At 75.2% G+C, this 13,756-nt stretch carries 11 protein-coding genes; 7 read left to right on the top strand and 4 right to left on the bottom strand.

Annotated features, from left to right (window positions below; all coding sequences use genetic code 11):
- Position 1 precedes the first annotated feature (1 nt).
- Entirely contained in the window at positions 2-898 is an 897-nt protein-coding gene (locus IFT90_RS12680; RefSeq protein ID WP_192042565.1) for a carbon-nitrogen hydrolase family protein, read from the bottom strand.
- Positions 899-1,168: 270 nt separating this feature from the next.
- On the opposite strand from IFT90_RS12680, the gene IFT90_RS12685 reads away from it, so the two are divergent.
- The 6 genes from IFT90_RS12685 (at position 1,169) to IFT90_RS12710 (ending at position 8,106) form a co-directional block, all read left to right on the top strand.
- The gene (locus tag IFT90_RS12685) at positions 1,169-1,705 is read left to right on the top strand and encodes an MSMEG_0572/Sll0783 family nitrogen starvation response protein (RefSeq protein ID WP_123547142.1); all 537 of its coding nucleotides are present in this window, start codon (positions 1,169-1,171) and stop codon (positions 1,703-1,705) included.
- 12 nt (positions 1,706-1,717) lie between these two features.
- Positions 1,718-2,833, top strand: a complete 1,116-nt coding sequence (locus IFT90_RS12690; RefSeq protein WP_371741089.1) for an MSMEG_0568 family radical SAM protein — start codon at positions 1,718-1,720, stop codon at positions 2,831-2,833.
- Position 2,834: 1 nt separating this feature from the next.
- Complete coding sequence (locus IFT90_RS12695) at positions 2,835-4,262, top strand: MSMEG_0567/sll0787 family protein (RefSeq protein WP_197980952.1); 1,428 nt, start codon at positions 2,835-2,837, stop codon at positions 4,260-4,262.
- Between the two features lie 250 nt (positions 4,263-4,512).
- Entirely contained in the window at positions 4,513-5,280 is a 768-nt protein-coding gene (locus tag IFT90_RS12700; RefSeq protein ID WP_192042566.1) for a cohesin domain-containing protein, read from the top strand.
- Between the two features lie 101 nt (positions 5,281-5,381).
- Positions 5,382-7,265, top strand: coding sequence for an amidase family protein (locus tag IFT90_RS12705; protein WP_371741090.1), 1,884 nt, complete (start codon positions 5,382-5,384; stop codon positions 7,263-7,265).
- 223 nt (positions 7,266-7,488) lie between these two features.
- Positions 7,489-8,106 (top strand): hypothetical protein, encoded by a 618-nt coding sequence (locus tag IFT90_RS12710; RefSeq protein ID WP_192042567.1) that lies wholly within the window; start codon positions 7,489-7,491, stop codon positions 8,104-8,106.
- Positions 8,107-8,244: 138 nt separating this feature from the next.
- Here the strand turns inward: IFT90_RS12710 and IFT90_RS12715 are convergent, their stop codons facing one another.
- From IFT90_RS12715 to IFT90_RS12725, 3 genes are read right to left on the bottom strand one after another with little or no spacing between them, the layout of a single operon-like run.
- The gene (locus IFT90_RS12715; RefSeq protein WP_192042568.1) at positions 8,245-9,033 is read right to left on the bottom strand and encodes an ATP-binding cassette domain-containing protein; all 789 of its coding nucleotides are present in this window, start codon (positions 9,031-9,033) and stop codon (positions 8,245-8,247) included.
- A complete protein-coding gene (locus IFT90_RS12720) occupies positions 9,030-9,899 on the bottom strand; it encodes an ABC transporter ATP-binding protein (RefSeq protein ID WP_192042569.1) in 870 nt (289 codons plus the stop codon). Before IFT90_RS12720 ends, IFT90_RS12715 begins: the two co-directional genes overlap by 4 nt.
- Positions 9,896-13,129, bottom strand: coding sequence for an ABC transporter permease (locus IFT90_RS12725; RefSeq protein ID WP_192042570.1), 3,234 nt, complete (start codon positions 13,127-13,129; stop codon positions 9,896-9,898). Before IFT90_RS12725 ends, IFT90_RS12720 begins: the two co-directional genes overlap by 4 nt.
- 99 nt (positions 13,130-13,228) lie before the next feature.
- Here IFT90_RS12725 and IFT90_RS12730 point away from each other — a divergent pair, with 99 nt between their 5' ends.
- Positions 13,229-13,666, top strand: a complete 438-nt coding sequence (locus IFT90_RS12730; RefSeq protein ID WP_192042571.1) for a hypothetical protein — start codon at positions 13,229-13,231, stop codon at positions 13,664-13,666.
- The last annotated feature ends 90 nt before the right edge of the window (positions 13,667-13,756 follow it).

Below are 13,756 nucleotides of genomic sequence, written 5' to 3' on the forward strand. Positions count from 1 at the left end.
CTCAGGCACGGGCGAGGCTCCTGCCGGCGGCGGAGGCCGCCTCGGCCTCGCCGGTGCGGTACGCGTCGGGCCGCCGGTCGCGCAGGTGGAACATGCCGCCGCGCATCGCCCGGAACGTGCCCTCGACGTCGATCTCGGCGATCGCGAGGCCTGCCTCGAGCAGGGTCGTGGCGAGCACGACGCCGCCGGGGTCGACCACCTTCGCGTTGCCGACGTAGCGGAGCGAGCCGAAGGTGCCGGCCTGGTTCGAGGCGATCCAGAAGACCTGGTTGTCGAGGGCGCGGGCCGTGTCGAGCAGGTTGAAGCGGTAGGTCCAGCGGTCGTCCTGCAGGTTCTCGGCGGTGGCCGTGCGGGCGACGGGCCAGGCCGACATGCTGACGATGATCTCGGCACCGTCCAGCGCCAGCGACCGGGCCGCCTCCGGGAACGCCTTGTCGTAGCAGATCTGCATGCCGAGGCGGCCGACGGGGGTGTCGAAGGCCTCGTAGACGTCGCCTGCCGAGTACGACATCGCCTCTCCGAGGGGCTGGTGCACCTTGCGGTACGAGCCGTAGATCCGCGTGCCGTCGAGGCAGACCGCGGCGTTGTAGCGCGTCTCGCCGTCGTCGGCGAGCTCGCAGAAGCCGATGCAGACGACCATGTCGCCGACGATCTGCTGCACGCGGCGGAGCTCGGGGCCGTCGAGCGCGACCGCCGGCGGCAGCGAGCGCGTCGTCGTCTTGAGGGTGTCGCCGTGGTTGCCGAGCGACGACAGGTAGCCGCCGATCGCGGCCTCGGGGAAGACGAGCAGCTGCACGCCGGACGCCCTCGCCTCGCCGACGAGGGTCTCGATGAGCTCGTAGTTCTGGTCGAGGTCCCGGGTGAAGTTCGCCGAGACGGCGGCGACGGTCGTCGACATCGTGTCTCCTCTGGTCGGTGGAGGCGGTGGCGCAGGTTCCTGCGGTGCGTCCATCAGACGCCAGAAGCTGTTTCCGATTGGTTACAGCCGGAATAAGAACTCGTGTCGCAGGTCGCGGCCGCAGTAGAGAGGCACGATCTGCGCCGCCGAAACAAAACGGCGAATCCTCGTAATCCGCCTGCAACACGGCGGTCGAAGACTCGGGACCAGATCCAGGCACCGCAGTTCGACCGGCACCGTCTCGTCCCGACCCCGCAAGGAGCCCGCACCATGAGCGACAACGACATCGACTTCGACCAGCAGGTCCTCGACAACATCGAGATCTCCCGCAACGAGATCGCGCACCCCTCGCTGCCGAAGGGGAGCAACATCTACGGCTCGACCAAGATCTTCCCCGACTACACGGCCACGAAGGACGAGCACTACTTCCAGCTCGTGCACGGCATCGCCCACGAGTCGTCGGTGAGCTTCGTCGCCGTGCTGCAGGCGACCAGGGCCCTCCGCAAGGGCTTCACGAGCGTGCTCTACTTCTACGGCCCCGGCTCGATGAACTGCATCGCCAACCGCGGGTTCCCGACGACGGGCTCGGACGGGTTCCCCGGCGAGAACAACATCAACAACGCGCTCGAGACGTTCATCGCCGAGGGCGGGACGGTGTTCTGCTGTCGCTTCGGCCTCGCGCTGCACGGCAACCGCGAGGAGGACCTGATCGCCGGCGTGATCCCGTGCCACCCCCTCGACGTGCAGGACGCCGTCATCCACTACGCCCGCAAGGGCGCCATCATCAACAGCACCTACATGGTCTGAGCCGGTGACCGCGTGACGATCACGAACGAGCCGCAGGCCCCCGCGCGCGGTGCCGTCGGCATCTCGAACGGCGGGGCGCTCTCCACCCGCGTCGACGTCGCCATCCGCGGCATCCGGGTCGCCGCCCCCGTGCACCGGGAAGGAGGCGCTGGTCCGAGCGACGACGGACACGTGCTGTTCCAGGGCCTGCAGTCCGCGATCCCGCAGAGCCAGGACAGCCCGTACCTCGTCGACGACGGGCGACTGCTGCTCGACGGCGAGGACACGGGCATCGAGGTCACGCCGGTGGCCCGCCCCCGGTTCTACGACCTGGCGACGGCGGACGGCGTCTCCTACGAGGCGATCGCGCGCCTCCACGGGGCCAAGGTGCTGGCGACCACCGTCGTCCAGACCTGCGTGCGCTACGACGTCGCCGAGCGCTGCCGGTTCTGCTCGATCGAGGAGTCGCTGAACTCCGGCTCGACCGTGGCCGTCAAGACGCCGTCGATGATCGCGGAGGTGGCCGAGGCCGCCTGGCGACTGGACGGCGTCGAGCAGATGGTGATGACCACCGGCACCTCGAAGGGGCGCGACCGCGGCGCGACCCACCTGGCTCGGTGCGTACGCGCCATCAAGGCCGTGGTGCCCGAGCTCGAGATCCAGGTGCAGTGCGAGCCGCCGGGCGACCTCGCGACGATCACCGACCTGTACGAGGCCGGCGCGCGCTCGATCGGCATCCACGTCGAGTCGATGGACGACGACGTGCGCCGCCGCTGGATGCCGGGCAAGTCGCGCGTGTCGATGGACGAGTACCGGGCCGCCTGGCGCGAGGCCGTCCGCGTCTTCGGCCGCAACCAGGTCTCGACCTACCTGCTCGTCGGCCTCGGCGAGGACCCGGACGAGATGGTCGCCGGCGCCCAGGAGCTGATCGACATGGGCGTCTACCCGTTCATCGTCCCGTTCCGGCCGCTGCGCGGGACCCTCGCGACCGACGTCGACCACGTGCCCGCGCCGCACGGCTCGGTGCTGCACGACATCACCTTCCGGGTGTCGGAGGCGCTGATCGCGGCCGGCATGAAGGGCACCGACCAGAAGGCCGGCTGCGCGGCCTGCGGCGCGTGCTCGGCGCTGCAGACGGCCGGGGGCTGAGGTGGCGCTGCTCGACGTGCCCGCCCTGATGGGGCCGCGGGTCGTCGCGCCGCCCGCCGCGGAGTTCATCGTGGGGGTCGCCGACCGCGCCGAGGTCGAGGCGTACCGACGGCTGCGGCGCGACGCGTTCGTCGACGAGCAGGGGCTCTTCGAGGGCACCGACCGCGACGAGCTCGACGACGACCCGCGCACCGTCGTGCTCGTCGCCCGGGCCGGCGGAGGCGTCGTCGGCGGGGTGCGCCTGGCGCCCGTCGGCTCGGAGGACATCGGCTGGTGGACGGGCTCGCGGCTCGTCGTCGCGCCGTCGGCCCGGAGCGCCCTCGGCGTCGGGTCGGCACTCGTCCGGGCCGCGTCGGCGCTCGCCGAGCAGCTCGGGGTGCTCCGCTTCGACGCGACCGTCCAGGTGCGCTCGTCGGTGCTGTTCCGGCGTCTCGGCTGGGAGCAGACCGGCCGCTGCGTGATCGGCGGCGTCGACCACCTCCGGATGCGCTGGCCGATCGACCGGCACCAGCGGCTCGTCGACGCGACGAAGTCGGTGCTCGAGGCCGTGCTCGAGCCGCACACCGCGTGGGCGGCTTCGCCCGACGGATCACTGGGAGGCGCGGGCTGGGTCGGCGACGACGGGGCGCCCGTGCCGGGCACCGACGTCGTCGCTGCCTGCGACGCGATCCTGCCCTCGATGGTCGAGCGCGACCCGGAGTGGGCCGGCTGGTGCGGCGTGCTCGTCAACGTGAACGACCTCAGCGCGATGGGCGCCGCGCCCGTCGGGCTGCTGGACGCGGTGGCGGGCCGCGACGCCGCGTTCGTCCGACGGGTGCTCGCCGGGGTGCGCCGCGGCGCCGAGGCCTGGGGCGTGCCGCTGCTCGGCGGCCACACGCAGGTCGGGGTGCCGGCCGCGCTCAGCGTCACGGCGCTCGGACGGACGGCCCATCCCGTGCCGGGCGGCGGCGGCCGGTACGGCGACGCCCTCAGCCTCACGGTCGACGTGAGCGGCTCGTGGCGCGAGGGGCACCACGGCAGCCAGTGGAACTCGACCGAGGGGCGCCGCTCGCACGAGCTGCGCGACCTCGCGGGCACCGTCGCGCGGGCACGGCCCGCCGCGGCGAAGGACGTCAGCATGGCCGGCATCGTCGGCACCGTGGGGATGCTCGCGGAGGCCAGCGGGTACGGCGCTGTCGTCGACGTGGCGTCCGTGCCGAGGCCGGGCGGCGCCTCCTCGGGGGTGACCGTGGGGGACTGGCTGAGCTGCTTCCCCGGGTTCGGCATGGTGACGGCCGACCGGCCCGGGGAGTCGCGGATGCACTCGCCGTACGCGGAGACGGCCGAGATCGGCGAACTGTCGCTGCGGCGTGGGGTCGACCTGCGCTGGCCCGACGGCGAGGTCACGCGTGCGGTCGGCGGCGGCGTGACGGGGCTCGGCCCCGCCTGAGCTCGCGCGCAGCTGCTCGGCGACACCCGACGGGAAACACGACCGTAACGACACTGTGCGTCTGCTCGAAACACCCCATGAATACGGTGTGGATCGTGTGATCCACACGAGCGGACCGACGGCGATCTGCGAGGCACGAGGCCGTCCCGTCGGCCCCGTCGAGCAGCCCGGCCGCGCGTCGGACCAGCGTCCCCCTGCCCCGCAGTCGACGGCGAGCCGCGCTCGACCTCGACCGAAGGAACCTGCCCCGATGCAGCACACCACCCGGCGCCTCGTGCGCCCCCGGACGGCCCTGGCCACCGGCGCCCTCGCCGTCGGCCTCGTCGCCCTCGGGAGCGCTCCGGCCCTCGCCGCGCCCGCCCCGATCGCGCCCGGCATCACCGCCGCGTCGGTCACCGCTCCCGCCGCGGCCACGGTCGGCGACGTCGTCGACGCGTCGGTCGCGCTGACCGGCACCAGCGACGTCTACGCCTACGAGCTCGTGGTCGAGTACGACCCCGCCGTGCTCGACTACGTCGACGGCAGCGCGACCGCGCCCGACGGCGGCTTCGACGCCGTCGACGAGCAGGACGGCACCCTCACCGTCACGCACACCCGGCTCGGCACCTCGCCCGGGCTCGCGGGCGACCTCGCCGTCGACCTGCAGTTCGCCGCGATCGGCGCCGGCGACGGCACGCTCGACCTCGCCTCGGTCACGCTCGTCTCCGAGGACGGGCTGACGACGACGCTCGCGGCGCCGTCCACGGCGCCCCTCGCGGTGACCGCCGCGGCAGTGCCCCCGGTCGACCCGGCACCCGTGCCGGTACCCGACCCGAGCACCCCCGCAGGAGGCGGCACCGCGCCGGTGCCCTCGCCCACGTCCGGCGCGACCGGCGCCTCCTCGTCCTCGGGTCCCCTGGCCTTCACGGGCTCGGACGCGTTCCCGGGGATCCTCGCGGGCGCCGCCGTGCTGCTCGCCGGCATCGCCGCCGTGGTCGTCGCCCAGGTGCGCCGCCGCCGCTCGGCGGGCACCCGATGAGCGCGCTCCGCCCCGGCGCTCGCCATGCGCCGCTCCGTGCCGACTCGCCCGGCCACGTCTCGCCCGCCCCCGACTCGACCAGCCACAGGAGGACCTCCCTCGTGCCATCCACCCGACGCCGCGCCCTCGCCGCGACGACCGTCACCTGCGCCCTCGCGCTCGGCGGGCTCGTGGCCGTCCCGGCCGCGAACGCCGTGAACACCGCCGACGCAGCCGCAGCGGCCGCCGCGGCAGCGCCCGCGCCCGCCGCCGGCACGTTCCTCGCCCCGTACTGGGTCGAGCTCGACCTGACCGGCGACCGCCAGGTGACGGCCGACGACCTCGAGGTGCTGAGCTCCGCGTTCGGGGCGACCAGCGCCTCCTCGGCGTGGGACCAGGTCGAGGTCGCCGACACGGACGCCGACGGCGTCATCACGATCACTGACGTCGCCGCCCTGTCGCAGCGCATCGTCTACGACGACGGCCCCTTCGAGATCGTCGAGGCGTCGGTCGTCGAGATGCAGGCCGCCATGAACGCCGGGGTCACGACCTCGGTCGAGCTCACCCAGGACTACCTCGACCGCATCGCCGCCTACGACACGGCCAAGGTCGACCCGGCGTCGAACGGGCGCCCGCTGCGCTCGATCATCACGACCAGCGGGGTCGCGCTCGCCGCGGCCGCCGAGGCCGACGCGACCCGCGCCTCCGACGGGATGACCGACATGCTGCTCGGCGTGCCGATCGCGGTGAAGGACAACTACGACACGGTCGACATGCCGACCACCGGCGGCTGCGGCTGCTGGGACGGCAACCAGACCAGCACCGACGCGACGATGGTCGCGGGGCTGCGGGCGTCCGGTGCCGTGATCCTCGCGAAGGCGAGCCTCGACGAGTTCGCGTTCGGCTTCGCGTCCGAGTTCTCGTCGTACCAGCCCGCCGGCACGAGCACGCTCGTCGCCAGCCCGTACGTCACCAGCCAGACGGCCGGCGGCTCGAGCGGCGGCACCGGCGCGGCGATCGCGGCGAACCTCGCCGGCATCGGGTTCGGCACCGACACGGGCGGCTCGATCCGCATCCCGTCGTCGTACAACCAGCTCGTCGGCGTCCGTCCCACCGTGGGACTCGCCAGCCGTGACGGCATCATCCCCCTGGCGCTCACGCAGGACACCGGAGGCCCGATCGCCCGCACCGTCACCGACGCCGCCGTGGCGCTCGACTCCGTGACCGGCGTGGACGCCGCGGACCCGGTCACGAGCGAGCAGCAGGGCCTCGTGCCGGAGTCGTACACGAGCTTCCTCGACGCGGACGCCCTCGCCGGCACCCGCATCGGCTACGTGACGTCGATGGTCAGCACGAACCGGACCACCGCCCGGCTCTTCGCGGATGCGCTGGTGACCCTGCAGGCGCAGGGCGCGACGATCGTCCCGATCGCGACCCCGCCGAGCGGCTTCGCCGCCGTGCTCGCCGAGGGCAGCGGCAGCACGAACGAGTTCAAGCACGACCTCGACGCCTACGTCGCGAAGCACCTGGCGCCGAACGTCGAGGCGCGCTCGCTGCAGGGCGTCCTGGCGTCGGGCAAGTACGTCCCGTCGCGGGCAGGCACCTACCGGTCTCGCGACGCCGTCACCGAGGCGACCTACCAGGGGTGGGCAGGCCCGACCGGCACGCACACCACGGCCATCGCGAACGGGCACACCCTGGTCACGGCGATGCTGGACGACCAGGACCTCGACACGCTGATCTACCCGTCGGGCAACCCCTACTCGTCGTTCAGCACGAACATGCGGCTGAGCCCGAACACGGGCATGCCGGCCGTGACGGTGCCGATGGGGCAGGCGACCGCCGAGGACGGCACCGTCACCGGCGCCGGCGTCAACCTCGAGTTCCTCGGGCGGGACTACGCCGAGGGCGACCTGCTCGGCCTCGCCTACGCGTTCGAGCAGGCCACGGGTCCGTCGCAGTCGCGCACGTCGCCGACGTACTACGGCCCGCTGCCGGCAGGCTGACCGCAGGCCTGAGCCGCAGGAGGCGCGGGTCCCGTCCGCAGGACGGGGCCCGTTCCCTGCGCCGTCCGTGCACCCCATGGACTGCGCGGGCCCCTCGAACCCGCGCAGACCTCTCGGCGCGCTCGAGGGTGCGCGCGGGTTCCGCGGGTGCGGCGTCGGTCGGGGCCATGCTCGTCGGCGAGGACGTGCTGGCGCGGCGCTCGGCGGCGTGGTGAGGTGGGGCATGTCCTTCTTCCCCGAGGTGTCCCCGGTCGACGACGACGAGCTGCCCGAGGCGTGGGTCCCGCCGGCCTGGACACAGCCTCCCGCGGGCTGGTTGCCCGGGCGACTGGCCGAGGCCGCCCTTCTCGCGCGCACGGACGAGGTCGCGGTCGCCGTGACGGGCGTCACGGCGCACCCCTCCGGCGTCGGCATCGAGCTGCAGTCGACCCTGAGGAACCCGGGCCAGGGCCGGCGCGCGTGGGCCGTCCTGGTCGACCGCTTCGAGGGCGGGCGCTTCCGGCCCGGCCTCGCGGACGAGACGGCAGGCCTCCGCTTCGGCGTCCAGCTCGCCGACGGCAGCACGGCGATCGCCGACATGGGCCACGGCTTCGGCGGCCACGGGGGCCACGACGAGGTGCCGGTCGGCCCCGTGCTGACGTTCGCGCCCCAGGGCGGCCAGGGCGACGACCGTCTCATGACGAGCACCGGCACCCTGTGGCTGTGGCCCCTGCCCGCCGACGGGCCCCTCGAGCTCGTGCTCGCCTGGCCCGAGTTCGGCGTCCCCGAGACGCGGCACCGCTTCGAGCACCTCGAGCTCGACGCCGCCGCCCGCCGGGCACAGCCCCTCTGGGAGGCCTGAGGGCCCGCCTGCTGCTCACACCCCCGACGGTGCAGCACACCCTCGAATTCAGGGGTGTGCTGCACCGTCGGGGGTGCGCGGGTGACGGGCGCGGGTGCGCGGCGGGCGAGCGCAGGAGGTGCGGGCCGGCCGGGCAGGTCAGCGCACGCTGAGCAGGGCGACGCCTTCGCGCGCGACGTCGTCGGGCGAGCCCGCGCTGAGCACGGCGGCGCCGTCGCGGCGGGCGGCGTCGACGACGTCCCACACGACCGCCGCGCTGCCCGGGTCGAGCTCGCTCGTGGGGTCGTCGAGGCAGAGCACCGCGGGCCGTCCCGCCAGGGCGCGCGCGACGGCGACCCGCTGCTGCTGCCCGCCCGAGAGCTGCTCGAGCAGGTTGTGCCAGCTCGCCTCGGGGACGCCGAGGCCGTCGAGCAGCTGCTCGACCTCGGTCCAGGAGGCGAGTGCCCCGGGCGTGCGGGCGAGGAGCGGCAGGGCGACGTTCTCCGCCGCGGTGAGCGAGCCGAGCAGCTCGTGCTGACGCGTCACGAGGCCGACGTCGGGGCGCCCGGGGCGGCCGCTGCCGCTGCCGCTGCGGTCGCCGGCACCCGCGCCGTCCCCGCCCCCGTCCCCGAACAGCACCTGTCCGGCGAGCGGCCGCTCGAGCCCGGCGACCACGCGCAGCACCGCCGAGGGCACCCCGTCGGGGTCGCCGAGCAGCACGGCGGCCTCGCCCCGCGAGAGGACGAGGTCGACCGGGGCCGAGGGGGAGCCGTCGGGACGACGCACGACGAGCCCGACGAGGCGCAGCGCGGGGGAGCCGACCCGCGCCTCCTCGGCAGTGAGCCCTGGCCGGACTGGCTGCCCTGCTCGCCCCGACAGCCCCGCACCCGCACCCGCACCCGGACCCGCGCCCGCACTCGCGCCCGCACCCGCATCGCGCTCACTCATGCCCCCGCGCCTCCCGTCGTCCTGCGGCCCGACCTGCCGCCCGCCTCGTCGACCCGGCGCACGCGCAGCTCGCCGGGCGCCACCTCCTCGACCGAGACGAGCGCCCCGTCCCACCAGTCGGCCCGTAGGGCCTGCGGCAGCTGCAGCGAGCCGTCGGTGCCGACGACGGACCAGCGCCCCTCGGCGGTCGCCTCCTCGCCGACGCGCCCGTCGCGGAGGTGCACCATGCGCTGCATCCGCGCGGCGACGGCGTCGTCGTGGGTGACGACGAGCACGGCCGTGCCCGCCTCCGACGTGGTCTCGACGAGCAGGTCGAGCAGGGCGTCGCGCGCCTCCGGCCCGAGCCTGCTCGTGGGCTCGTCGGCGAGCAGCAGGCGCGGGCGCGGGGCCAGGGCCACGGCCAGCGCGACGACCTGCTGCTCGGTCGGCGTGAGCTCTCCGACCGGTCGTCGGTCGCCGACGAGCCCGGCGGCGCGCAGCACGCGTCGGCCGACGCGGAGGTCGTCCCGCTCGCGGCTGCCCACAGCCCAGGCGACGTTGCCGACGGCGTCGTCGTGCAGGAGGAGGTTGGCCGGGGCTCCCTGCATCATCAGGCCCAGCGTCCCACGGCGCAGGCGGGTGATCGTGCTCGCGCGCGCGGTCGCCAGGTCGGTGCCGAACACCTCGGCCCGGCCGGCGGACGGCCGCGTCACTCCCGCGACGATCGAGAGCAGCGTCGACTTGCCCGAGCCCGACGGGCCGAGCACGGCGACGCGCTGCCCGGCGGGCACGACGAGGTCGACGCCGCGCAGGGCGGCGACGTCGGTGCCGGCCTCGCGGTACACGTGCACGAGCCCGCGGCAGAGCAGGGCGAGGTCGTCGTTCATCGAGGCTCCTCCTCGGGGCCGAGCTCGGGCCCGCTGTGCTGGGGCCCGCCGAGCTCGCGCCGGCTGCGCTCGGGCCCGCCGAGCTCGCGCCCGCCGAGCTCGGGCCCGCTGCGCTCGGGCCCGACCGTTCCGCTCCCGCTGAGCTCGACGCGCGCCGCGACGCCGGCCACGCCCGCGAGCAGCGCCAGAGTGCCGACGACGAGCAGCACGAGAGGCCCCCACGACGGCACGAGGTCGGGCGGCGGCGTCCGCCCCGAGCCCACGACGAGCGGCAGCCGCGACACGGTCAGCAGGTACGCGACCAGCCCGGCCGCCCCGCCGAGCACCGTGCCGACCGCGGGAGGCAGGAACACCTCGAGGGCCGCCGCCTGCCGCAGCCGTCGTCGGGGCACCCCGGCCGACTCGAGCGCCGCCCGGTCGCCCCGGCGCGACGGCGCCGAGACGACGCGCGCGGCCACGGTCGCGGCGAGCGTCAGCAGCAGGGCGGCGGCTCCCACCACGAGGGCCAACGAGGAGGCGCGGGTCGGCGACGCGTGCCGGTACCCGGCCGTCACCTCCTGCAGGGTCCTGGTGCCGACGACCTCGACGCCCTGGTCGGACAGGGCCGAGACGACCCGCGCCTCCTCGGCGCTCGTCATCGGCGCGAGCCACACCTCGTGCTCGGCCTCGGACGCGCCGGGATCGCTCACCCGGTCGAGCAGCGGGAGGTCGACGAGGATCCCCTCGCCGCCGATGCGCGGCAGGACCCGGGCGTGGCCGACCTGGGCGAGCACGCGCGACGTCAGGTCGGGGGCGACACCGACGAGGCCGCCCTCCACCCCGGCGAACGGGGTCGTCGCGGTGCCGTCGGCGACGACGACCGGCAGCGGCTCGGGCGCGTCGAGCGGCGCGATCGACGCCGTGTTGCCGCCCTGCTGGTCGAGGAACGACAGCGCCAGCCCGGGAACTGCGCCGCCACGGTCGACCGCATCGGCGATCGCGGTCGTCGCCGGGCGGGTGGGGTCGACGGCCTCGCCGACGCGGTCGCGCCACCGGTCGGGGGCGAGCCAGTCGGCGGTGTCGGCCGCCGCCTCCTGGTCGGTCGAGATGCCGGTCACGGTGAGGGCGACGCCGAAGGTCGGGGTGGTCGCGCGCGAGCTGGTGACGCCGAGCCAGACGACCCGGCAGCCGGCCTCGCACGGGAACCGGCCGGGCACGCTCGTCAGGGTGCCGTCGCGCGGGTCGCCGAGGTCGACCGTGTGCCAGCCGTCGGCCGCCTGCACCACCACGCGGAGCGACACGTCGGCGAGGTCGGTCGGGAACCCCTCGACGGTGAGCCCCTGCGGCGCGATCGTCGTCACGTCGGCGACGTCGAGCGACAGGCTCGAGCCGGTCAGCACGAACGAGTCGCCGACCGGCGGGGCGAGCAGCTCGGCCAGGCGGTCCGGGGTGCCGGCGGAGCTCCAGCCGGCCGACCAGGCGGACACCGCGCCGAGGCGCTCCGTGTCGACGGCGACGATGCGGCCGACGCCCTGGCCGCGGCGCAGCACGTCGACGGCCATCGCCCGGTCGCCGTCCGGATCCGCGGCGCGGACCGCGTCGACGACGTCGACGTCGTCGCGGACGCCCACGCTCAGCACGGTCGAGGCCCCCACGGAGGCGCGGGCCCGGTCGACCTGCAGCCGGTCGGCCGTCACGGCGACCTGGCTCGCCCAGCCGGTGACGGCCACGCCGAGGCAGACGAGCACGGCCGCGGTGAGCACCGACGGCGTCCGGCCGAGCCGTCGCGTGACGAGCAGCGCGCGGAGCGAGCGGGGCGGTCGTCGGGCCGAGCGGCCGGCGAGCAGGGCGACGAGCCGGAGGGCGCCGACGCCGACGAGCACGGCGACGAGGCTGGGCGCGAGCAGCGCGACGCCCGGGCCGGGGGCCTCGCCCTGCGTGACCAGCGCGACGAGCACGGTCACGGTGACGAGCGCGAGGCCGGCCTGCACGACGACGCCGAGCCGCCCGAGCCGCCGCGGGTCGGCCGACCCGCCGAGCAGCTGGTCGAGGGGCACCCGCGCCGAGCGCAGGCTCGCCACGCCGAGCGCGACGAGCGACCCCACGAGTGCCGAGGAGGCGGCGCCCACCACGAGCGGACTGGTCGGCTCCACGTGCACCTCGTCGCCCAGCCAGGCCCGGGCCGCGACGGCGGCGGAGCCCCAGCCGGCCAGCGCCCCGAGCACCGCGCCGAGCACGACGGCCAGGGCGGGCTCGGTGAAGACCGTCGCGAGCCAGCGACCGCGCGTCAGGCCGCGCAGCCGGGCGAGGCCCCACTCGGCCGAGCGGACGCGGGCGAGGCGCTGCACGACGAGCGCGACCGCGAACCAGGCGAGCGCGAGGGCCTGCAGCGCCGTGGCCGCGGCGATGACGGCTGCGGCGTCGGCCTGGCGGTCGACGGCGCCGAGCACGCCGGTGAGGCCGGTGCGCAGGCTGGCACGGGCGGCGGCGCCGTCCGTGCCGAGGGTCGCCTCCTCGAGGGCAGCGGCGTCGGCACGGACCCGGGCCACGTCGTCGAGGGCCAGCGGACGGGACGGGACGAGTGCGGCGTAGACCTTGGCGTTCAGCAGCAAGGCGTCGAAGCCGTCCGACGTCACCACGAGGTCGTCGGCGCTCGGGACGTCGACCCGCACGGCGCGCGAGGGGGCGGCGAAGAACCGGCCGTCGTCCCGCGTCGGGTCGTAGCGCCCGCTGACGGTCAGCTCGACCTGGTCGCCGTCCGTGACGACCGTGAGGACGTCGCCGACGGCCACGCCCTCGACGGCCGACGACACCATGACCTGGTCGCTGCCGACAGGGCAGGCGCCCTCGTCGAGCACGGTGTCGCCGCAGTCGTCGCGGAGGAGGCTCGACACGCGCGCGCCGCCCGTCACGTCCGCGTCGCTCGCCGACGTCCAGAGCACGTCGGCGGCCGACTCCGCGGCCACCACGGGGGCGCGCCACACGGGGCCCGCGTCGACCGACTCGACGACGTCGCGGCCGTTCGACATCCCCACGAGGGTCGAGTCGCCGTAGAGGTCGGACACGACGACGAGGCTGAGCTCGTCGACCCGCGAGAGGGCGGTCGCCTCGGCGAGGCCCTGCTGCTGAACGGCCCGGAGCAGCATCGGCGCCAGCACCGAGATCAGCACGGCGAGGGCCGAGAGCACGACGAGGGAGGCGGCGCCCGCGGGACGGCGGCGCACGCTCGTGACCCAGGCAGGTCGAGCCACCGGGCACCTCCTCGTGCGGTCGCGGACGAGCAGACACTACCGCCGAACGGTGCCGCGGCTGCACGTTCCCGGCGTGGGCACGCGCGCTAGCCTTCGACGGTGGACGACGACCTGCCCTGGGCCCGCTACGAGAAGGACAGGCTGCCGCGCGGCTGGGGCTGGCCCCTGACCCGGTCGACCGTCGAGGAGCTGCTGCGCGAGCAGGAGGTGGTGGTCGACGAACTGCACTTCGGGATGCCCCTCCTCCCGGCCGACCTGTCCCGCGTCTGGTTGGTCTCCGCGCGGATCCCCGGGAACGCCGTCTCGCCCCTGCGCATGCCGTCGGTCGACACTCGTAGATCACGCCCCTGGCTCCTGGTGAGAGCGTTGAGCCCGGAAGCCAGGAGGGCCGTCCCCGCCGAGGTCGTCCGGGCCGAGGTCGTCGCGACCATCGCCTGGATCGCAGCGACCCTGAGCAGCGGTGACGCGCGCCTCGCCAGCGACCACTCGCGGTCGAGCTGGTGGGACGGAGAACGGGCCGTCTCGCGAGGAGACTGAGCTGGGCTCGGCGGCCGCGCGGAGGGGCTGCGCGGGGCAGGCGTCGTGGGACGGGACAGGCGTGGGCCCACGCCTGTCCCGTCCCACGAC

The organism is Frigoribacterium sp. CFBP 8766, assembly GCF_014841435.1.
In the GTDB taxonomy this organism is placed as follows: domain Bacteria; phylum Actinomycetota; class Actinomycetes; order Actinomycetales; family Microbacteriaceae; genus Frigoribacterium.